The 21,977-nt window shown below is 65.4% G+C and carries 17 protein-coding genes and 1 tRNA gene; 11 read left to right on the top strand and 7 right to left on the bottom strand.

Features of this window, described 5'->3' with window-relative positions; translation table 11 throughout:
* Window positions 1–22: 22 nt before the first annotated feature.
* Window positions 23–607 (bottom strand): hypothetical protein, encoded by a 585-nt coding sequence (locus tag C8D95_RS07500; protein WP_109758567.1) that lies wholly within the window; start codon window positions 605–607, stop codon window positions 23–25.
* Between the two features lie 114 nt (window positions 608–721).
* Here C8D95_RS07500 and C8D95_RS07495 point away from each other — a divergent pair, with 114 nt between their 5' ends.
* The gene (locus tag C8D95_RS07495; protein WP_109758566.1) at window positions 722–2,098 is read left to right on the top strand and encodes a M20/M25/M40 family metallo-hydrolase; all 1,377 of its coding nucleotides are present in this window, start codon (window positions 722–724) and stop codon (window positions 2,096–2,098) included.
* A 156-nt stretch (window positions 2,099–2,254) separates the two neighbouring features.
* Here the strand turns inward: C8D95_RS07495 and C8D95_RS07490 are convergent, their stop codons facing one another.
* The 3 genes from C8D95_RS07490 to C8D95_RS07480 form a co-directional block, all read right to left on the bottom strand.
* Entirely contained in the window at window positions 2,255–3,115 is an 861-nt protein-coding gene (locus tag C8D95_RS07490) for an alpha/beta fold hydrolase (RefSeq protein ID WP_241239850.1), read from the bottom strand.
* Between the two features lie 59 nt (window positions 3,116–3,174).
* Window positions 3,175–3,251: transfer RNA gene (locus C8D95_RS07485), tRNA-Asp, on the bottom strand.
* Between the two features lie 93 nt (window positions 3,252–3,344).
* The gene (locus tag C8D95_RS07480; RefSeq protein WP_164721620.1) at window positions 3,345–3,854 is read right to left on the bottom strand and encodes a GNAT family N-acetyltransferase; all 510 of its coding nucleotides are present in this window, start codon (window positions 3,852–3,854) and stop codon (window positions 3,345–3,347) included.
* Between the two features lie 191 nt (window positions 3,855–4,045).
* Between C8D95_RS07480 and C8D95_RS21975 the strand changes: the two genes are divergently transcribed.
* The 10 genes from C8D95_RS21975 (at window position 4,046) to C8D95_RS07430 (ending at window position 18,399) form a co-directional block, all read left to right on the top strand.
* Window positions 4,046–4,192 carry a hypothetical protein gene (locus tag C8D95_RS21975; protein ID WP_164721619.1) on the top strand — a complete coding sequence of 49 codons (147 nt, stop codon included), beginning with the start codon at window positions 4,046–4,048 and terminating at the stop codon, window positions 4,190–4,192.
* Window positions 4,193–4,324: 132 nt separating this feature from the next.
* Window positions 4,325–5,119 (top strand): L,D-transpeptidase, encoded by a 795-nt coding sequence (locus C8D95_RS07475; RefSeq protein WP_241239849.1) that lies wholly within the window; start codon window positions 4,325–4,327, stop codon window positions 5,117–5,119.
* 123 nt (window positions 5,120–5,242) lie between these two features.
* Entirely contained in the window at window positions 5,243–6,340 is a 1,098-nt protein-coding gene (locus tag C8D95_RS07470; protein WP_164721618.1) for an alpha/beta fold hydrolase, read from the top strand.
* A 110-nt stretch (window positions 6,341–6,450) separates the two neighbouring features.
* Window positions 6,451–6,771 carry a hypothetical protein gene (locus C8D95_RS07465; RefSeq protein ID WP_109758561.1) on the top strand — a complete coding sequence of 107 codons (321 nt, stop codon included), beginning with the start codon at window positions 6,451–6,453 and terminating at the stop codon, window positions 6,769–6,771.
* A gap of 734 nt (window positions 6,772–7,505) precedes the next feature.
* Window positions 7,506–9,407: an alpha-1,4-glucan--maltose-1-phosphate maltosyltransferase gene (locus C8D95_RS07455; protein ID WP_241239848.1), complete on the top strand. Its 1,902-nt coding sequence runs from the start codon at window positions 7,506–7,508 to the stop codon at window positions 9,405–9,407.
* Complete coding sequence (gene treS / locus C8D95_RS07450; RefSeq protein ID WP_109758559.1) at window positions 9,404–12,703, top strand: maltose alpha-D-glucosyltransferase; 3,300 nt, start codon at window positions 9,404–9,406, stop codon at window positions 12,701–12,703. Before C8D95_RS07455 ends, treS begins: the two co-directional genes overlap by 4 nt.
* Window positions 12,703–14,895: a 1,4-alpha-glucan branching protein GlgB gene (glgB, locus tag C8D95_RS07445; RefSeq protein WP_109758558.1), complete on the top strand. Its 2,193-nt coding sequence runs from the start codon at window positions 12,703–12,705 to the stop codon at window positions 14,893–14,895. The genes treS and glgB overlap by 1 nt, the downstream gene beginning before the upstream one ends.
* Before the next feature lie 152 nt (window positions 14,896–15,047).
* Window positions 15,048–16,529 carry a sensor histidine kinase gene (locus C8D95_RS07440; protein WP_164721616.1) on the top strand — a complete coding sequence of 494 codons (1,482 nt, stop codon included), beginning with the start codon at window positions 15,048–15,050 and terminating at the stop codon, window positions 16,527–16,529.
* Window positions 16,526–16,894 (top strand): response regulator, encoded by a 369-nt coding sequence (locus tag C8D95_RS07435; protein WP_126918540.1) that lies wholly within the window; start codon window positions 16,526–16,528, stop codon window positions 16,892–16,894. The genes C8D95_RS07440 and C8D95_RS07435 overlap by 4 nt, the downstream gene beginning before the upstream one ends.
* Window positions 16,895–17,022: 128 nt before the next feature.
* A complete protein-coding gene (locus C8D95_RS07430) occupies window positions 17,023–18,399 on the top strand; it encodes a sensor histidine kinase (RefSeq protein ID WP_109758555.1) in 1,377 nt (458 codons plus the stop codon).
* Between the two features lie 89 nt (window positions 18,400–18,488).
* Here the strand turns inward: C8D95_RS07430 and C8D95_RS07425 are convergent, their stop codons facing one another.
* The 3 genes from C8D95_RS07425 to C8D95_RS07415 all read right to left on the bottom strand — a co-directional run.
* Complete coding sequence (locus tag C8D95_RS07425; protein WP_109758554.1) at window positions 18,489–19,763, bottom strand: rhodanese-like domain-containing protein; 1,275 nt, start codon at window positions 19,761–19,763, stop codon at window positions 18,489–18,491.
* Complete coding sequence (locus C8D95_RS07420) at window positions 19,760–21,271, bottom strand: MmgE/PrpD family protein (protein WP_109758553.1); 1,512 nt, start codon at window positions 21,269–21,271, stop codon at window positions 19,760–19,762. The genes C8D95_RS07425 and C8D95_RS07420 overlap by 4 nt, the downstream gene beginning before the upstream one ends.
* Window positions 21,268–21,977 (bottom strand): tripartite tricarboxylate transporter permease (locus C8D95_RS07415; RefSeq protein ID WP_211312613.1); only part of this gene is annotated, 710 nt, incomplete at its 5' end. The genes C8D95_RS07420 and C8D95_RS07415, both read right to left, overlap by 4 nt.

Genomic DNA, 21,977 nt, shown 5'->3' with positions numbered 1-21,977 from the left:
CGAACAAATTGACGCGGATCAATCAGTTCCTGATGACCACCTTGCAGTCTTGCGCCCCAGTCGACCCGCAGCGGGCCAGGGCCGCGGCGTCCGAGGCCCCATAGCCGAAGGCCCCCGTGGCGGATGAGACGGAGAAGGCCTTGGATCCGCGCATCCTTCTGTATTTCTTGTCGAAAGCGGCCGTCGCATCGATCGACAGCATGAGCGGCCTCGGCTGCCAGTTCTTCGGCACGACCCGCGCCGCGACGACGCAGTTTGGCGCTCCATTCGACTTCTTCACGTTGCAGGCCGCGACGGCGGCGGCGCCGGCCGCCTCGACCGAATGGTGATTCATCGCCGCCTGGAGCGACTCGTGGACCATCCCGTCCTTGGGCGACCAGGCGATGGCGGTGTAGTAGCGGACGGGCTGACGCATTTCCTTGGCCATCAGCGGCACGATGCCGGTCACGATGCGGCGGTTCTGGGGCGAGAGTTCCTTGGCGGTCTGGATCGTGTGTCCGCGCGTCGGGTAAAGCATCTGCCGCGCCGAGGCGGTGTCGAAGACTTGCGCTGCGGCGGGCATCGCCATCGCGAGGAAGACGAGGACAAGGGTCAGCGTCCTGACCATTGGGGAACTCCTTTGCCGTTTGGTTTCACATACGCCCGGAGGGCCTAGAAGGCCAGCGCTCTGGACGCCGTTTCACAGCCTGATAACGTCCGGTTCACAGCAACCGGAGGCCCCATGACCCTGAACGCCGTGCTCTCCCGCATCGACGACGATCTCGACCCCGCTCTCGAACGATTGAAGGCGCTTCTGCGCATTCCTTCGATCTCGACGGACCCGGCCTACAAGGAAGCCTGCGCCACGGCGGCGGACTGGCTGGTGGCCGATCTCGCCTCGCTTGGCGTCGACGCCGAAGCGCGGGCGACACCGGGGCATCCCATGGTCGTGGGGCATGTCGGCGAAGGATCGCCGCACCTCTTGTTCTACGGGCACTACGACGTGCAGCCGGTCGATCCCCTGTCTCTCTGGCACCGCGATCCCTTCGACCCCGAGGTGCAGGACACGCCGCAGGGCAAAGTCCTGCGCGGACGCGGATCGTCGGACGACAAGGGGCAGCTGATGACCTTCGTCGAGGCCTGCCGGACGTGGAAGGCAGTGAACGGATCGTGGCCGTGCCGGGTCACTTTCCTCTTCGAAGGCGAGGAGGAGTCGGGGTCGCCGTCGCTCGTGCCTTTCCTCAAGGAATTCAAGGATGAGCTGTCGAAACCGGACTTGGCGCTGATCTGCGACACGGGGCTTTTCGACCGCGACACGCCGGCCATCACGACCATGCTGCGGGGACTTCTAGGCGAGGAACTGACCGTCACTGGCGCCGACAAGGACCTGCACTCGGGGATGTATGGCGGTGCGGCGATGAACCCCGTCCGGGTACTGGCGCGGATCATCGCCTCGCTGCATGACGAGACGGGTCGGATCACGGTGCCGGGGTTCTATGATGGCGTGCCGGAGATCACCGACGAAATGAGGGCGCAGTGGGAAGGGCTTGGCTTCGATGCCGAAGGGTTCCTGGGCGGGGTCGATCTGTCGGTTCCTGCTGGAGAGACCGGCCGCAGCGTGCTGGAGATGATCTGGTCGCGGCCGACCTGCGAGGTGAACGGGATCACCGGCGGTTACACCGGCGACGGGTTCAAGACGGTGCTGCCGTCGAAGGCTTCGGCCAAGATCAGCTTCCGCTTGGTGGGCACGCAGGACCCACTGGAAATCCGCAACAATTTCAGGCGGATGGTGCAGGATGCCCTGCCCCCGGACTGCTCGGTGGAGTTCAAGGACCACGGCGCCGGACCGGCTTCGGTCATGGCGACGGACGACCCCGCCTTCGAGAAGGCGCGGCAGGCGCTTTCGGACGAATGGGAGAAGGATGCGGCCTTCATCGGGTCGGGCGGATCGATCCCGATCGCGGGCTATTTCAAGCAGATCCTCGGACTTGATTCGATGCTGATCGGCTTTGGTCTGGACGACGACCTGATCCACAGCCCGAACGAGAAGTACGACGTCCGGTCGTTCCACAAGGGCATCCGGAGCTGGGCGCGGGTGCTGGACGCGGTGACGCGGTGATCGCCAACCCCGCGTCGGTATCACGTCGGTATTGTGTCGGTATCGCGTCTGTGCCGACATCGCGAAGTTAGCCGACGGGACCAAGATGGCGGCGGTCAATCTTGAAGCCGCGGACGGGATGGAGGCGCGCTGCCCTCCCGGACCCTCCCGACGTACCTAGAGGTCGATGGAGCCGAGGAAGGGTTCGAGCGCGTCGGCCGTTGCGTCCGGGTGCTGGTCGATGAAGAAGTGCCCGCCGGGAATCGCGCGGGCGGTCATGCGGCTGAGCCTTGGGCGCCAGACCTCTGCCACGTCGAAGTTTTTCGCCATCGCGCCTTGCGCGCCCCAGAGCACGAGCGACGGCATGTCGAGGGTGCGGCCCGCGTCCTCGGCGTCGTGCGTCTGGTCGATGGTGACGGCGGCGCGGTAGTCGTTCGTCATGCCCGCGATGGTCGAGGGGTCGCGCCAGGCCGCGCGGTAGGTGTCGAGGGCGGGGAAGTCGGTGAGCGACGCGCCGCCCCAGCCGAGGAGGCAGGCCTCGTAAAAGTGATCGGGGTCGGCCTCGATCATGCGCTCGGGGAAGGGCGCTGGCTGAGCGAGGAAGCTCCAGTGGAAGTAGGCCTTCGAGACCGGGTAGGTCCAGGCGGCGAGAAGCGCGTCCGTGGGCAGGATGTCCATGAGCGTGAGGCTCGCCACGGCCTCGGGTGCGTCGAGCGCGAGCCGGTAAGCGGTCCGCGCGCCGCGGTCGTGGCCGACGAGGTGGAAGCGGTCGTGGCCAAGGTGACGCATGAGGGCAAGTTGATCGGCGGCCATCGCGCGGAAGGAATACTCGGCAAGGTCCGGCGACGCCCCGGGCTTCGACGAGGCGCCGTAGCCGCGCAGGTCCGCGGTCACCACCGTGAAGCGCGCTGCGAGGCGAGAGGCGACATCGGTCCAGAGGGCACGGGTCTGGGGGAAGCCGTGGAGCAGAAGGACGGCAGGCCCCTCGCCCGCCACATCGTAGGCGACGGTGATACCGTCCTGGGTGAAGTCCGCCATGCGCATATCCTCCGGAGGCTCAGGAGAGCCCCGGTACAAGCGACATGCAAGGGAGGAAGTGGCGCGGTTGACGGGGCTCGAACCCGCGACCCCCGGCGTGACAGGCCGGTACTCTAACCAACTGAGCTACAACCGCGCGACAGGGGGTGACATAAGGAAGGGTGCGAAGGGCGTCAAGCGGAATTGGCCGCGCGTTTCGCGGCACCGTCGGATTTTTGCGGACCGCCTCTCAGGCCAATGCAGCGAGGGCGGAAAGGTCGGTCCAGCGCACCGGAAGCGCCATCAGCGGCTGACCGTAGACGTCGTCCGGAACGGGGTCCGAGAGGTGGCCGCCGCTGCGGGCGTAGAAGGCCGTGGCGCGCGCGTTGCCTTCGGCCACGGTCAGGTGCAGGCAGTCATGGCCGAGCGCCATCAGGCGGCGCGCGGTCTCGGCCAGAAGGGCGCGGCCGACCCCCTGCCCTTCGTCCGCGAGACGGACGTGGAGGTTGTCGACGTAGGGCCCGTCCGGGTCGTCGGGCAGCGTCGCCACGAAGCCCGCCACGCGGCCCTCGCGCAGCGCCACGAGGACGAGCGCGCGGCTCAGCCGGTCCGGCGTCCAGGTGCGGCTCAGGTCGCTCGCCACGGGTTCGCCCAGATAGGCGTCGGGCAAGAGACCGGGATAGGTGCGGCGCCAGCTTTCGAGCTGGACGGCGAGGATCTCGGGCAAATCGTCGGGGGTGGCGGGGCGTACGTCGATCATGGCGAAAGGGATAGACGGCGCGCTTTGCGGACGGAAGGGCCAAGGCGCGACCCCGGCACCAATGTGACGCAGGGGCCGCGTCTGTCGCCATACTGGCACCATATTTCGATGCTTTTCCCGGGATCGGACAGGCAACGGGACAGACATGGCATTCCTTTCCGCAGAGCTCGCCCGCGGTCTGGACGACGGCGATGCTGTTCTTCCAGAGCGTTCTGCTGCTCGGTTATCTCTACGCGCGGCTCTCGACGCGGATGCTGCCCGTGCCGGTGCAGGTCGGACTGCACATGTCGCTTCAGGTCATCCCCGACGACGGCGAAAATGAAAACGGGATGTTCTGAAGGTCGGTCACACCCGTTGCCCGGGCTTTTCCGCGCCACTATCCGCTTGCCTTCGCCGTCCGGGCAATTGGCGATTGCTCCCAGATCGCAGCGCCTTAAGTTGCGCGCAAATCCAACGATCCGATGGAACTTATGAGTAAACTTACAGCAATACGCTTTGTCGTCGCGATGGCGGCCGGTTTGGCGCTTGCCGCATGCTCGGGCACCATGCCGTCGGAAGACGTGGGCAACTTCCAGGATCTGGAAGACGTCGGCGACTATGGCGAGGTGCAGGAGGGACATATCGTCATCCCGCGCGTCGACCCGCAGTACCTTCAGGAACCCAATCGCCGAACCTCGGTGGCCTACAACGGGTACGAGACGCCCGGAACCATCGTCGTCGATCCCTACGCCAAGTTTCTCTATTACGTCGAGGCGCCCGGAGCCGCGATCCGATATCCCATCGCGGCGGGCCGCGAGGGGCGCGGTTTTCAGGGCGAAGCTACGGTCGGACGCATGGCGGAGTGGCCCGGATGGACGCCGACCGCGAACATGATCCGCAGCGAGCCCGACGTCTATGGTCCCTTCTCGAAGGGCATTCCGGGCGGCAGGGCCAATCCGCTGGGAGCGCGAGCCATCTACCTCTATCGGGGCAACCGCGACACCTACTACCGCATCCACGGGACGAACGACCCCGCGACGATCGGCAACTCGGGCAGCGCGGGCTGCATCCGGCTGTTCAACCAGGACGCCATCGACCTCTACAATCGCGTGTCCGTCGGATCGACGGTCGTGGTGCGGACCTATGAGGAGTCGGTCGCGATCGAAGGCTACGACATGGCGAACCGGGGCCAGGAGATGGCGCCGAGGCATGTCGATCCCGCAGAGGTCTACGCCGCGGTCGCCGAAGACCAGCGACGCAAGGCAGAGTACGAAGCGGGGTTCTGAGGCGGACGGACGACGGTCGGTCGGGGATCGGTTATCAATCTCCACAACTTCATGGCATGCGCCTTTGCCGTCCGAGGTCTTCACGGGTACCGTCGGCGGCACAGCGGCCCTGGGAGTGGCGCCATGCGGGATGGTCAGATCAGGTTCTTCGAGAGCTTCGACGGCGCGAAGATCGCGTATTGCGTCTCTGGCGAAGGCCCTCCGGTCATTCTTCTGCCGAGCTGGCTGACGCATCTTGAATTTCAGCGGCGCAGCGTCGCCTGGAAGCCCTGGCTCGAGGCGCTGTCGAGCCGGTACTCGCTCGTGCGCTATGATCCGCGCGGCTGCGGCATGTCCGACCGCCGGGTCGACGACCTGACCTTTGTAGCCTGGGTCCGGGACCTCGACGCGCTCGTCGGTCATCTCAAGCTCGACAGCTTCTCCCTGATCGGCGTGTGTCAGGGCGGCGCGGTGGCGCTGGAATACGCCGCGCGTCATCCGGGGCGGGTCAGCCACCTGGTGCTGTTCGGGACCTATGCGCGCGGACGCAACAAGCGCGACGATATTCCTCTCGAGCCGGAAAAGGCGCGGGTCATGCTGGATATGGTCCGGCTTGGCTGGGGCAGCGAGGACCACGCGTTCGCGACGGCCTTCGCCCAGCAGTTCCAGCCGGACGGCGCGCCGGGCCATCTGGCGACGTGGTGCGAGTTGCAGCGCCGCGCGGCCTCGCCCGAGGTCGCCGCCCGGCTGACGGAGTACATGTTCCGGATCGACATTCGCACGGCGCTGACTGTCATCGGCTGCCCCACGCTGGTGGCCCATGCGACGGGCGACGCTGTCGTGCCCCTCGCGGAGGGACGCCTTCTGGCGCAATCGATTCACGGGGCGCAGTTTCTCGAACTCGACACGCCCAATCATTTCCCGCGTGACGACGAGCCGGCCTGGAGGTCTTTCGTCGAGGTCCTGCATGACTTTCTTCCGGCACCGGCCCTAGACGACGCCCGGTTCGGGGATCTGACCGCGCGTGAGCGCGAGGTGCTGGACCTTGTCGCCGCTGGCCTCGACAACCGGGCCATCGCCGGACGCCTCGGGATCAGCCCGAAGACGGTCCGCAACCATGTTTCGGGCCTGATCGCGGCCCTTGGGGTCAAGTCCAGGGCGGAAGCGATCGTGATGGCGCGCGACGCAGGCTTCGGGCGCGGCGACAGCGTGAACCGGGACCGGAGACCCGGTCATGGCTGACGAGAGCTGAAAGAATCCGGACATTCGGGACGCTCGCCCCATGCGACGGATCCCGTGCGGACCTAGGCTTTTCGAGAACTGGACCCGCAGCAATTCCGAGGACCTTCACGATGAACATGTCGATGTGCTGCCGCGTTCTCGCGCCGCTTGTTGTGGGAATGGCATTTGCAGCTTCCGAACCGGCTGCCGCCTTTCCGTCCTCTGTCGGGCGAGACGCCTGCAATCAGGCGGAGACGCTCAAGACCTCCTATCTTCGGTGCGAGGCATTGGCTCAGGATGGCGCATTGAGCGGGTCCGGGATCGCCGAATGTTCGGAGATCTACGAGACCCTGAAGCGTCGCGTCTTCGACGGGAGCTATTCTGCCCTTCGCGCCTGGTACGAGGCGACCGAAGAGCTTCCGTCGCATCCTCCACGGGGCTTGAGATGCTGATCGTCCGGTCGCTTTCGACCTGCTGGATCGCGCCGCGAATGACCGCCTCTTGACCATGCCGGAGTGAGCGACAGGTGCGGAAATGCGCCACGGAATTGCCACGATTCCGGCGCTGTTTCAAAACTTGTTCCCCTTGCGAGGTCTCCCGATGCGCCGTCTCCTTTCGAAGTTGCTAAGCTCCGCCTCCGAGAAGCGGGAGAAGAAAAGCCGGCAGAAGATCTCGCAGCACATCGACTGGAGGCCGGACGCGCAGCGCCCCAAGAGCCGCAGCAGAGCGCTCAGCAAATCGTACCGTTGAGCCTCGAGCCTTGTAGCTTGGACAAGGGTCACGCCAGGCTTCGGTAGACCGTCCGGTCCGGTCAGTTGCGCCATGCGAGGGGGGCGGGATAGCCAGGCGCCCCACACGCCACCACAAGGACCAAAGAGCGCGCCACACGGGCGACTGCGCCTCTTTCGTTGCGGCCTTGTCTTCGTGCCCATATCCTGAAGAATGATGGCATGGCTCGAGTGTCCGACCGGGCGCGCCGGGTGCGCCGCCGTTTCGGCCAGCGTGAGCGACCCGATCCCGACTGACCTGTCCACGGGCCGGAACAAGGTCGGGTCTGGGTCGTTAGCCCATCACGAGATTGGTCAGGGACAGCGAGATTTAAGGGGAAAAGGTTTAGGTGGCAGTCGGAAAGACAAGAAAAGATGGCAGCTTAGCGATACTTGAAGCTCTGGCACAAAATCGGCTGGTGATCGAAGCGGTCAGCCCCGAGATCGATGGCGGCCGCTTCCCCGCAAAGGCGGTGGCAGGCTGGCCGGAGACGATCAGCGCCGATATTTTCGGCGACGGCCACGAGGTCATCGCCGCCGCGATCGTCAAGGACGATGGCAGCGAGATCCCCATGCTCAAGGGCGTGAACGACCGCTGGAGCGCCGAGGTCACCTTCGACGAGGTCGGACCGGCGCAAGTGACCATCGTCGCCTGGCGCGACCTCTGGGGCACCTGGGCGCGCGACACGCGCAAGAAGCTCGAGGCCGGTCAGGACGTGTCCGTCGAGATGGAAGAAGCGCGCCTGATCCTGGCAGACCTGAAGCCTCGTCGTGGAGAAGCCTCGGACTTGAATGCCCTCAATGCCGCCGCCAAGGCCGGCGACGCGGATACGCTTCTGTCGGCCGAGACCCTCGCGACGATGGCGCGTCATGGCCCGCGCGCCAACGTCACCCGCTACGAGGATCTGCCGTTCTGGATCGACCGCGAGCGGGCGGCCTTTTCGGCATGGTACGAACTCTTCCCCCGCTCCACCGGGCCTGAGGGGCAGCACGGCACCTTCCGCGACGTGATCGACCGGCTCGACTATGTGCGCGACCTGGGCTTCGACGTGCTGTACTTCCCGCCGATCCACCCCATCGGGACCACGAACCGCAAGGGCAAGAACAACTCCCTCAAGTCCGAACCCGACGACGTGGGCTCGCCCTATGCCATCGGTTCGCCCGAGGGCGGCATGGACGCCGTCCACCCCGACCTCGGCACGCTTGAGGATTTCGACGCGCTCGTCGCCGCGGCCGCCGACAAGGGGCTGGAGATCGCGCTCGACATCGCGCTGAACGCCTCGCCCGACCATCCCTGGATCGGAGAGCATCCCGACTGGTTCGAGCGCCGTCCGGACGGGACGATCAAATACGCCGAGAACCCGCCGAAGAAGTACGAGGACATCGTCAACTTCCGCTACTACCTCGACGACGGCCGCCCCAATGCGCCGTTCTGGGAGGCGATCCGCGACCTGTTCCTGTTCTGGGCGGGGCATGGCGTGCTTTGCTTCCGCGTCGACAATCCGCACACGAAGCCGTTCCCGTTCTGGGAGTGGATCATCGCCGAGGTGCGCGTGAAATATCCCGAGGCGATCTTCCTCTCCGAAGCCTTTACGCGGCCCAAGGTGATGAAGCGTCTGGCGAAGCTCGGTTTCAACCAGAGCTATACCTATTACACCTGGCGCGACACGGCGCAGGAGCTGACGGAGTACCTGACCGAGTTGACCACCAAGGACTGCCGCCACTACATGCGGCCGAATTTCTTCACCAACACCCCCGACATCAACCCGGTCGCCTTGCAGTACTCAGGCCGCGCGGGCTTCCGCACCCGGCTTCTGATGGCGGCATCGCTGGCGGGGAATTACGGCATGTACTCCGGCTTCGAGCTCTGTGAAAGCGCACCGCTGCCGGGCAAGGAGGAGTACCTCGACTCCGAGAAGTACCAGTTGCGGCACCGCGACTGGGACGCCGAGGGCAACATCAAGGACGACATCCGCCTCATCAACCGGATCCGGCGCGAGAACCCCGCGATGAAGGACTTTCTGAACCTGAAGTTCTTCGACGCGGGCGACGAGCGTGTCCTCTATTACGGCCGCTTCGATGAGGCGACCCGCAACTACCTTCTGTTCCACGTTCTGATCGACCCCCACACCGGCACCGAGTTCGACTTCGAGGTGCCGCTCTGGGAGTTCGACCTGCCCGATGCCGCCTCGATCAGGGTCGAGGACGCCATCCACGGGAACCAGTTCATGTGGCACGGAAAGGACCATTGGCTTGCCCTCGATCCCGTGAACCGGCCCTATGCCATATGGAAGCTGTTCCCGCCGGGAGGGGTCGCATGAACATCGCCGACAGACAGTCGCTAGCAGTCGACCCGGAAACCACCGCACCCGACTGGTACAAGGACGCCGTGATCTATCAGGTTCACGTCAAGGCCTACCAGGACAGCGACAACGATGGGATCGGCGATTTCGCCGGCCTGATGCGCCGGCTCGACCATGTGCAGGAGTTGGGTGCGACGGCGATCTGGCTCTTGCCCTTCTACCCCTCGCCCCTGCGCGACGATGGCTACGACATCGCCGAGTTCAAATCGGTCAATCCGCAGTATGGCTCGATGGAGGACTTCCAGGGCTTCGTCGACGAGGCGCACCGGCGCGGGCTGAAGGTCATCACCGAGCTTGTCATCAACCACACTTCGGACCAGCACGCCTGGTTCCAGCGGGCGCGGCGCGCGCCCAAGGGGTCGCCCGAGCGCGATTTCTACGTGTGGTCCGACGATCCGTCGAAGTGGATGGACGAGACACGGGTGATCTTCAACGACACTCACGACTCGAACTGGTCGTGGGACCCGATCGCCGAGCAGTTCTACTGGCATCGCTTCTTCGACCATCAGCCCGACCTGAACTTCGACAATCCGCAGGTGCTGGAGGAGGTGCTCGACGTGATGCACTTCTGGCTCGACAAGGGCGTCGACGGGCTGCGGCTCGACGCGATCCCCTACCTGGTGGAGCGCGACGGAACCAACAACGAGAACCTGCCCGAGACCCACGACGTGCTGAAGGCGATCCGCGCCGACCTCGACAAGCACTACAGCGGGCGGATGCTTCTGGCCGAAGCGAACCAGTGGCCCGAGGACACCCGCCCCTATTTCGGCGAGGGCGACGAGTGCCACATGGGGTTTCATTTCCCGCTGATGCCGCGGATGTACATGGCCGTGGCCCAGGAGGACCGCTACCCGATCACCGACATCATCCGGCAGACGCCCGCGATCCCCGAGGATTGCCAGTGGGCGATCTTCCTGCGCAACCATGACGAGCTGACGCTGGAAATGGTGACGGACCGCGAGCGGGATTACCTGTGGAATTTCTATGCCGAGGACCGGCGGGCGCGGATCAACATGGGCATTCGCCGCCGCCTCGCTCCGCTGTTGCAGAACGACCGGCGCAAGATCGAGCTGCTGAATTCGCTGCTCTATTCCATGCCCGGAACGCCGATCGTGTACTACGGCGACGAGATCGGGATGGGCGACAACTATTATCTCGGCGACCGCGACGGGGTGCGCACGCCGATGCAATGGTCGGCCGACCGCAATGCCGGGTTCTCGCGCGCCAATCCGCAGCAACTTTACCTGCCGATCATCCAGGACCCGGTCCACGGCTACGAGGCGATCAACGTCGAGGCGCAGCACAGCTCGCCCACGTCGCTCTTGAACTGGGTGAAGCGCATGATCGCGGTGCGCCAGCGCCACCCGGTCTTCGGACGCGGCGAGATCGAGCTGCTGTACCCCCGCAATCGCAAGGTGCTCGCTTACCTCCGCCGCTTCGAAGACGAGGTGGTGTTGTGCGTGGCGAACCTCTCGCGCCAGGCCCAGGCCGCCGAGATCGACCTGTCCCAGTTCAACGGTCGCGTGCCCGTCGAGCTCACGGGTCAGTCGCCGTTCCCGCCCGTGGGCGAGTTGCCTTATCTGCTGACGCTGCCTGCCTATGGCTTCTACTGGTTCCTCCTCGCCGAAGAGGAAGCCGCGCCGGAGTGGCACACGCCCTATACCCAGACGCTGCCAGACTTCCTGACCCTGACGACGCGAAACGGAACGATCTCGTCGGCCCTGGCCGATGCGTCTGCCCCGCAGTTCGAACGGCAGACGTTGCGCGACTACCTGCCGCTGCAGCGCTGGTTCGCCGCGAAGGAAGAGCGGATCGACGGCGTGAAGATGCGCCAGCTTGCCGAGATGGGGAATGGGAGCCACCTGCTCTCGGTCGTCGACGTCACGTCCGCCAGCGGTGAGGCGCAGTATTTCCTGCCGCTCTCGGCCGTCTGGGGCGAGGATGCGCTGACGATCGGACCAAGGTTGCCTGCGACCCTCGCAAAGCTGCGCCGCGCGAACCGCGTGGGCGCGTTGCTGGACGGCGCAGTCGACGAGGAGATGGCTCGGGCGCTGCTGTCCGCGATGGTCGAGGGCGTGGATTTGCCCGCCGGTGAAGGCAGCGTCGCGTTCCGGGGCAGCGATGCGCTGGCCGAGCATGCCGCCGACCCGGGCGAGCCGCGACTTCTGTCGGCCGAGCAATCCAACGCCTCCATCGCGTTCTCGGACAAGGTGATCCTCAAGCTCTACCGCCGCCTGCGGCAGGGGGTGCAGCCCGACATTGAGGTTGCCCGCTTCCTGACCGAGGAGACGGAGTTCGAGGCGAGCCCCGCCCTGCTGGGCACGATCGACTGGGTTGCCCCTGACGGCACGCCGACGACGCTCGCCGCCGCGTCGGAGTTCGTGCGGAACCAGGGCGACGCCTGGCGCTATGTGACCGAAGCGCTCGAGCGCGACATGGAGCGCGAGGAGATGACCGAGAAGATCTCCGGTGGCGAGGACGATCACGTCATGGGCGGTCCCCTCGATCTCGGCGCCGTCCTTGGCCGGCGCACGGGTGAACTGCACCTCGCACTGGCCAGCGGAAAGCCGGGCACGGCGTTCTCGGAAGAGCCGCTGACGGAGGGCGACCTCGCCCTGCTCGTCGACGATGTGACGCGAGAGGTGAGTGAGGTCTTCGACCGGCTCGCGGCACAGCGGAACGCGCTTCGCGACAGCGGGCAAGAGCTGGCCGACAAGGTGCTGGCCGCGCGCGGCGATTTCGAGGCGCGCCTGACGTCCTTGCGCGGAAGCAGTCCTTCGGGTGGAAAGTGCAGGATTCACGGGGATTATCATCTCGGACAGGTCCTCGTGGTCGAGACCGACGTGATGATCATCGACTTCGAGGGCGAGCCCACCCGAAGCCTGGGAGAGCGGCAGGCAAAGTCGTCACCCTTGCGAGACGTGGCAGGGATGCTTCGCAGCTTCGACTATGCGCTCTGGTCCACGGTGCGCCGCCGGATCGAGATCGGCGCCGACGCCGAGCGCACCCTTGCGGGTGTTGCGGGTTGGCGCGACGCGACGCAGGGCGCCTTCCTGGAAGCATACCGAGACACACTCGGCAGCGCATCGCTGCACCCATCTGACCGCGACTTCGAGACCGCGCTGCTCGACCTCTTCCTGATACAGAAAGCGGCGTACGAAGTGGCCTACGAGATGTCCATGCGGCCGGACTGGATCGACATTCCCCTACGCGGCCTACTGTCGCTTCTCGACGAAAACGGAGATGACTCTTGATGTGGGATTCCGCCCCTCCAGCAGCTGACATAGAAGCCATTCTGAGAGGTCATCATGGCGACCCCTTCCGCTATCTGGGGATGAGCCGTGCGACCGAGACGGACACGCTCGTGGTGAACGTCTTCGCCCCGGATGCGTCGGACGTCGAGGTCCTCGACCTCGATGGCAAGAGCGTCTGCGAGCTTGACCTGATCAACAACGAGGGCTTCTTCCACGGCGTTCTCGGCACGAAGATGAAAGCCTTTCCCTATCGGCTTCGCCTGCGCAATCCGCAGGGGCACGTCTGGGAGATGCATGATCCCTATGCCTTCGGGCCGGTGCTTGGCGAGATGGACGAGTATCTGCTTGGCGAGGGGCGGCACGAGGAGATTTATCGCCGCCTGGGCGCACACCCGATGACCCACGAGGGCGTCGAGGGCACGTCCTTCGCCGTCTGGGCTCCGAACGCGAGGCGGGTGTCTGTCGTGGGCCACTTCAACGCCTGGGACGGCCGACGGCACTCAATGCGCCGGCGCGGGGCGACGGGGGTGTGGGAAATCTTCGTGCCCGGCATCGGCAAGGGCGAGATCTACAAGTACGAGATCCTGGGCGCCTACGGGCATCTGCAGCCTCTCAAGGCCGATCCGCTGGGATTTGCTGCCCAGGTGCCGCCCGAGACGGCCTCGGTCGTACACGGCTTGGTGCGCCACGAATGGTCCGACTCCGGCTGGATCGAGGCCCGCCGACCCGACCAGCGCGCCGATCCGATCTCGATTTACGAGGTCCATCTCGAGAGCTGGCGGCGTGGCGGCAACGGCGAGGTGCTGAATTACGCCACGCTCGCCGACCAGCTTATCGACTACGTCACCGAGATGGGCTTCACCCATGTCGAGTTCCTGCCGGTCACCGAGTACCCCTTCTCCGGCTCCTGGGGCTATCAGCCGGTCGGGATGTACGCCCCGACCTCGCGTTTCGGCAGCCCCGAGGACTTCGCCGCGATGATCGACCGGCTGCATGGCGCGGGTATCGGCGTGATTGTCGACTGGGTGCCCGCGCACTTTCCGTCCGACGCCCACGGCCTCGCCCGCTTCGACGGAACCGCGCTTTACGAGCACGAGGATCCGCGGCTGGGTTTCCACAAGGACTGGAACACGCTGATCTACAACTATGGTCGCCGCGAGGTGGCGAACTTCCTGCGCGCCTCGGCGACCTATTGGCTGAAGGAGCTTCACGTCGACGCGCTGCGCGTGGATGCCGTCGCCTCGATGCTGTACCTCGACTATTCAAGGAACGAGGGCGAATGGATCCCGAACCGCTATGGCGGGCGCGAGAACCTGGACGCCATCGACTTCCTAAAGGGTGTCAACGAGACCGCGCGCGATTATGCGCCGGGCAGCCTGACCATTGCCGAGGAGAGCACGGCATTCCCGGGCGTGAGCCGCCCCGTCAGCGAGGACGGGCTCGGCTTCGACTTCAAGTGGAACATGGGCTGGATGCACGACACGCTGGAATACATGTCGCTCGACCCGATCCACCGGAAGTATCACCACCACCAGATGACCTTCGGGCTGGTCTATGCCTTTTCCGAGAATTTCGTGCTGCCGCTCAGCCATGACGAGGTTGTCCACGGCAAGGGGTCGATGCTGGGCAAGATGCCGGGCGACCGCTGGCAGAAGTTCGCGAACCTGCGCGCCTACTATGGCTTCATGTGGGGTCATCCGGGCAAGAAGCTGCTCTTCATGGGCTGCGAGTTCGGCCAGGAGAAGGAGTGGAACCACGACCAGTCGCTGGATTGGCACCTGCTGGACGACCCGTTGCACGACGGCGTGCGAAAGCTCGTGCGTGACCTGAACGCGCTTTACAAGGCGACACCGGCCCTGCACCGGCGCGATTGCAGCCCCGACGGCTTCCAGTGGATCGAAGGCGGGGACGCCGACAACAACACCTTCTCTTTCCTGCGGTGGGCCGATGACGGCCGTCCGGTTGCGGTGATCTGCAACATGGCCCCTGTCGTGCGGGAGGGTTACCGCGTCGGTCTGCCCATCGAAGGCACCTGGAAGGAAGTCCTGAATTCGGACGCCAGCGAGTATGGCGGCTCCGGGGTGGGCAATGGCGGCACCATTCGCGCCATGGGGGAGGGAACGCACGGCCAGCCGGTCTCCGCCACGGTGACCCTGCCGCCTCTGGGGACGGTCTTCCTCACGCCGGAATAGCGACGCAAAAAATCTCTGCCACAGGGGGGAACCTTTCCTGCGCCTGTGCGTTTGGACGGTCGTGAGGAACCTGGGGCACCGCCTCGTCAAGAGAGTTCCGGTCGCTCAAGCGGCACGAAAAACGGGGGGTGTGTCGCATGGTCGGGAGCCAGGTGACGGAAAAATCTAACGTCGATGAGCTTCAATCCCTTTATATACTGACCGACAGACTTTACCGCACGACGTCGATCGACGAGGTGTTCGAGGCCGGGCTCGACGCCATCACCTCGACGCTTGGATGTTCTCGCGCCTCGATCCTGCTGTTCGATGACGACGAGGTCATGCGCTTCAAGGCCACCCGCGGACTGTCTGCGGACTATCGGCGTCAACTCGAAGGGCACACGCCGTGGTCGTGCGGCGAGCTTTTCCCGACCCCCATCTTCGTCACCGATATCGACGAGACCGACGAACCGGACTGGATCAAGAAGATCATCCGGCGCGAGGACATCCGCAGTCTCGGCTTCTTTCCCCTTACGGTGAGGGGGCGGGTCGTAGGCAAGTTCATGACCTACTACGCCAACCGTCGTGTCCTGTCCGGACACGAGATGGACCTTGCCGTCACGATCGCGCGCCAGGTCGGGTTCAGCGTCGAGAGGCTGAGGGCCGAGGAGCAGCGGCAGGCGGCCGAGGCGGCGCTTCGGGACTCCGCGATCCGCTTCCGTCTGATGTCGGAAGACGCGCCGGTGATGATCTGGATGAGCGACCGCGACGGGTCGTGCCTCCACCTCAACCGGATGCTGAGGAATGCCTGGGGTATCAGCGAAGACGAGGTGGCGACCTTCGACTGGCATTCGACGATGCACCCGGACGACGCCGAGCACATCACCGCCGAGGTTGTGGCCGCGACAGTCCGGCAGCAGCCCTTCTCGGTCACCGGCCGGTATCGCAACGTGGACGGCGACTATCGGACCCTGACCACCACCGCTCGTCCCTATTCTTCGGCCACGGGCGAGTTTCTCGGGATGATCGGCGTCAACGTGGACATCACCGAGCAGGAAGAGGCGGCCGCGCAGCGGGAGATGATCTTCAACGAACTCAATCATCGGGTGAAGAACACCCTCGCCCTGGTGCAGGCCATCGCGCACCAGACCCTGAAGGGAGCCGAGGGAAGCCGCCTGGCCGACGACTTCCATGACCGCCTCGCAAGCCTCGCCGCAGCCCATAGCCTTCTGACCAAGGCGAACTGGGAAAGCGCGCCGCTCAGGGAACTGCTGACGGACGCCCTCGCCGTCTCCGACGCCGACGGGGCGCGGATCGAGTTGAATGGGCCCCACGTCAGGCTGAGCCCGAAGCAGTCGCTGGCCGTGGCGATGGCGATACACGAGTTGAACACGAACGCGATGAAGTATGGGGCCCTGTCCTGCGACAGCGGGAGCGTGCTGGTCGACTGGCAACTTCTGCGGGGATCCGACCTCGAACTGACCTGGGCGGAGCGCGGCGGACCACCCGTGGAGACGCCATCCGGTCGGGGGTTCGGCACCTTCATGATCGAAAGGGTTCTCGCCAACGACCTCGACGGCGAGGTCATCCTCGACTTCCAGAAGCAAGGTCTGCGCTGCACGGTGCGCGCGCCCCTGCAACGGGGGCCACAGTGAGCGCATCACCCGCCCGGGGGCGGCGCATTCTCGTGGTCGAAGACGAGTTCCTCGTCGCCGCGATGCTTCAGCATTTCCTGGAAGATCACGGCGTGACCGTCATCGGACCTGCCTACAACATCGACGACGCGCTCACGCTGGCGAGGGACGCGACCTTCGATGCGGCGATCCTCGACGTCAACGTCCGGGGTATCCGGATCGACCCGGTGGCGGCGTCGCTGACGGAGAGGCGCATCGGCTTCGCCCTGGCCACGGGCTATGGCAAGGAAGTCGTCGCCGCCTGGGCCGACGCGCCCCTCCTCGCCAAGCCATATTGCCAGGCGGACGTGGAACGTGTGCTCGAGCGGTTGTTTCCGATCGAATGACCGTGGTGTCCGTCCACAAGCGGCCTCCTATTTCGGCCATTCTTTTCCATATTGCGCGACAGGGCTTCGCTGTTAGGTTGAAAAGCAATTCTTTCCGTCTGCCGTGAATCTTCAACCTTTCGGGACCGATGGAACAGACCGCCAATCGCATGGAGCTTCATGAACCCGCCGACCGATACGAGCTTGCCTGCCGGGCGGCGGGAATCGGCGTTTGGGAATTGCATGTCCGCGAAGGCCGGCTGGCCTACTCGGACGTAGCGAGGTCGATCTTCGGCTTTCCTCCGGAAGGAGCCATTACGCGTGAAATCGTCCATGGCGCGATACACCCGGACGATCTCGAGGCGGTGCTCGCCGCGGCAGGTCGCGCGATGGACCCGAGCGTCCGATCCGACGAACATTACATGTATCGGATCAGGCGCTTCGACACGGGTGAACCGCGATGGATTCGTGCGCATGGAATCGCCGAGTTCGACGACGAGAGCCCGGACGCAAACGCGGTGCTCTATGCTGGTTCCGTTCAGGACGTAACCGACAGGGAATTGACCCGGCAGGCCCTCGCGGCAAGCGAGGAGAGGCTGCGGCTTGCGATAGACGCCGCCGAAATGGCCGTCTGGGATCTGGATCTCGAGACCAATACGGTAGCGCACTCGCCCGAGCTGAACCGCATGCTCGGGTTCCCGGAATCAGCCCATCCGACGGTCGAGGAGCTGCGTTCGAGGTATGCGCCCGGCGAACGCGAACGCATCGAGGACGAGGGCGCCGCGGCGCGGGCGCGGGGCGAAACGAGCCTGCAGGCAAGGGTGCGCTATCTTGTGCCGGGCAAGGGCGAGGTCACCTATGTCCTGCGCGCGGCGCTCGATCAGACGCCCAGGCTGAACGCCAGCGCGCAACGTGTGATCGGTATTCTGTTCGATGCCACGGATCAGGCCCGAGCCGAACAGCTGCTCACCACCATGAACCAGGAGTTGCGCCACCGGCTGAAGAACATGGTGCAGCTTGCTGGGGCTTTCGCTCGGCAGACCTGGTCCGGGGATGCGAAGCTCGACACTTACCTCGGTCGCATTCGGGCGCTTACCTTGTCCACCGAACTCATGTTCGGCGAACGCGAGAAGACCCTCCGGCTGGGCGCCCTCGTGGAGCGGTCGCTCTTGCCGTTCAGACCCGAAGATCAGGATCCCTTCGACATTCAGGGCCCCGATCTCGACCTTCCGGAGTCCGTGTTCACCGGAATTGCTCTTGTCTTGCACGAGCTTGCCACGAATGCCCTGAAGCACGGCGCTCTCTCGACGGAGACGGGACGCGTCACCCTGACGTGGACCGTGGAGGACGACCTCCTGCGCATGGAGTGGCGCGAAACGGGCGGACCTCGGGTCGATGCTCCCCGGACGGACGGTTTCGGCCTGAAGCTGCTTTCGGGCGGGGCGTTGCCGCCACCTCACTCGGTCGGCATCGACTTCAGGGCCGAGGGCCTCGTCGCCACGATCCTGGCCTCGCTGAGTGCGTAGTTGGGCGCAGGTTCCGTGGCGCATGCCCGCGGCGAACGCCGTGGCACGGCGACCCAGGGTTCGACAGGACGATCGAGGCTACAAGACCTTCAAGCCGTGCAGTGCGTTCCCGATTGTCTCGGTTCCCACAGCACCATCCCGGCGGCCTCGAGCCGTCCCAAGAGGCCAGTCTCCCAAGCAAGATAGGCGCGTGCGTCGTCGAGGTTGCCATTGTGGCGGTCGGCGAAGGGCAGTTTCGCTTCGGGCACCACGTCGTGGATGGGATCGTCGGCCGGCATCACAGTTTCGCTGTCGGCTCGCGCGGACGGCAGGGTCGGCGGCTCGGTCAGCACATAGGCGTCGAGTCCCATGCGGCGAAGCCACAGCACGCCGAACGTGGCGCGAACGAGCTTGGGATCCCAGAGGACTACACGAGCTCCCCTGACCGCAATGTAACGATCGATTTGCTGGAGGAGCGTGGTTCCCGGCGCGCTGCGGAAGCCGGGGGTGGTATGGCCTTCAGCCTCCTCACGGGGATCGAAAAGGTAGGTCGTGCGCTTCTCATCTTCCGTCCACCGGCCAAGTTCTGACGCATCCACCTCCGGGACGCGTTCTGACAGCAGCACCCTTCTCGCCATCTCCGTGGCAGCGTCCTGTGCCTCCGTCGAGGGCGGAGGAATGGGGCGGTCTGCTCCGAACTCCCGGTGTCTGCCGGACAACTCCCAGCCCTGTGTGCCGTCTTGCAGAGCAACGACGGGATTCGGAAGACCGAAGTCGCGCAGCGTCTGAGCGCCGATGATCGACCGTGTGCGCCCGGCGCAATGTACCACGATGGTCCTGCCCGGCTTGACGAAGGACGGAAGCCTCAGTCCGAGTTCCGCATTCGGGCAGCTGATGGCACCGGGAAGGGTGAACTTCCGATGCTCCTCAAGGGGTCTCCCGTCGATGAGAAGGGGCGGCTGGTCCCCGTCGATCAGGGCCGCCAGATCGTCGGGTCCAATGTCCGGAACGCCGAAGCGGTGCTGCACCCACTCACCAAAGGCCTTGGAAAACGTATGCTCGCCCTCGAACAGCGGTAAGCCCGCGGAACGCCAGCCCGGGATGCCGCCCGCGACGATGGAGATGTGCCGCCGTCCGACGGCTTCGAGACGCGCGGCCGTGCGCCGGGCTGCACCGTCGCCACCGTCGAGGAGGACGAGCGGGGTCGCTGGCCGGGGGACGAGGCGGCCGATCTCAAGGTGTAGTCGGCTGGAAGGGACATTGGTGGAGCCGAAGGGGTGCCCGCTCGCCGCCTCTGCTCTCTCGCGAAGGTCGAGGAACGCCCACTCGTCGACAGTGGGCGTGCGGAGCCGGGCCATGACCTCGTGCGGGCTGATGGGGATCATGCGGGCGACCGGTCCAGAAGTCCTTTCGCTCCCTCTGTCGGGGGACGCAGGTCCGCCTCGACGCCGAGGAGTCGCACCTCCTCCGTGGAGAGCTTCGCCAGATCGCGGGCCGCGACGACGAACCGCTCGCCCTCGTCTCGGGACAAGAAAGGCTCGGTCAGGGTCTCGAATTTGCGACGGTAGTCCTCGAACCCCCAAGGAAAGGCGCCACGCGGATGGGAGTCCGCAACGGCCAGTTCCTCGGTCAGTTCGCGGCCATCCGCAAAACGGATGACTGCTCTGCCGCCGTGATCCTTGTCGATGGGGCGGGCGGCGGCGAACCTGCGGTTCCATTCCTCGTCCTCCACGGTCCGCACCTTGCCCCAAAGGCGCACGAAGGCGGGGTCCGAGATGAGTGCAGGATCGTAGCTTCGGTCGTGGTGCCAGTCCCCGTCGACCAGCGCGCGGGCGAACTGGAAGGGCGCGGAATGGTCGAGCGTCTCCCTCGATGCGCGCGGGTCCCACTTGTCGGGGTCGCCGGAGCCCGAGCCCATGACCACATGCGTCATGCGCTTGGTGTGGATCGTGATCGCTTCCACCTGGTCGAGGTCTCCTAGCCGCCCGTGCAGCCTGAGTGCCAGGTCGATGATCGCCTGACCGTGGTATCCGGCGGAATGTGTTTTGGGCAGGGTATCGAGGATGGCGTGGCAAGGCTCGCCCTGCCCCGGCAAGGTCACTTCCGCGTCCTGCCCGCCGAGCAGGACGGCGAGGATGCCGTAGTCGCCCTCGTAGATCGGCGAGGGCGCCGTCTCGCCGCGCATCGCGCGGTCCAGTGCCTCGATGGCGCACTTGCCGATATGCCCGGGCGCCGAAGCCTTCCAGGTCGATATGCGCCCCTTCCTGATCTGCCGGGTGGACAGCGAGAGATGCGCGGCGAGGTTCACGGCCTCGTAGATCACGCTGGCCGGCTGACGCAGCATGGCCCCAAGCCCTGCCGCCACTGCGGGACCGAGGTGTGCCACGTGATCGATCCGGTGGTGCTGAAGCGGCAGGCCCCGGACCAGCGCGGTCTGGACCTCGTAGGACACGAGGATACCCCTGACGAGGTCGTCGCCCGTGCAGCCGCACTGCTGCGCGACGGCGAGAAGGGTCATGATGCAGTCGGCGGGATGGCTCGAGTCGAGCGCGAAGTAGCTGTCGTGGAAGTCGAGTTCGCGAACGGCCGTGGCGTTGGCGAAGGCAGCCCAGGTGCAGTCGGCGCGCAGATCGACCGGAAGGCCGACAATCCGCGCCCCGCCTTCGCGACGGAAACAGAGCGCCTGGGCCCGGGCCGCGGCAACGGGCGAGCGATCGAGAGAGGCGACGGCGATCGCCATGTTGTCGATCAGCCGGCACCCGACGAGGGCTGCGGCGTCAGTGTCGAGCGGACGGTCGCACGCGGCGAGGTCGGCCAGTGCCCAGGACAACTGCTCTTCAGGCGCGGGCCGCGCTTCGGGGCGGCACGGCCGGACGGAAAAGACCGTGCTCATGCCGCCGGGTCCTCCACGACCTGGCGGGTTGCCTTGCGTCCCACCATCACGTCCCGGATTGCCGAGCCCGCGACGAAGACCCCGGCGGTCGCCAGCAACCAGAACGAGATCGGCGTTTCCCAGAAGATCCGGTGGTCTCCTGCCGTCAGTTCGAGCGAGCGCCGATAGTTGGATTCCACGAGGTAGCCAAGCACCAGTCCCAGCACGAGCGGCAGGAACGGAAAGCCGAAGACCCTCAGAAGGTAGCCCACGACACCGAAGAGAAGCACCAGGTAGAGGTCGTAGGTGTTGTCATGGATCGAGTAGATCCCCGAGAAGACCAACGCAAAGATCGCGGCCATCAGGTAGGGCTTGGGCCGGTTCACGAGCCATAGCGCAGGCGTCATCATGACGATGCCGAGCAGAAGCTGTGCGATGTTGGCGACCACGAGGCCTCCGAATAGTCCGTATACGAATTCCGGTTCTTTCTGGAACAGCATCGGTCCTGGTGTCAGGCCGTGTATGAGCATCCCGCCCATCAGGATCGCGGCGGAGTTCGATCCGGGAATGCCGAAGCTCAGGACGGGAACGAGCGCGGTGCAGGCGACGGCGTTGTTCGCTGCCTCGGGTGCCGCGATCCCCTCCTCGGACCCCTTGCCGAATTTCTCGGGTTCCTTCGACCACCGCCGCGCCTCGTTGTACGACATGAAGGCGGCGATCGAGCCGC

This window comes from Silicimonas algicola, assembly GCF_003148765.1.
GTDB lineage: Bacteria > Pseudomonadota > Alphaproteobacteria > Rhodobacterales > Rhodobacteraceae > Silicimonas > Silicimonas algicola.
The sequence above is the reverse complement of the archived record's forward strand: the minus strand, read 5'-3'. Positions and strand labels throughout refer to the sequence as shown.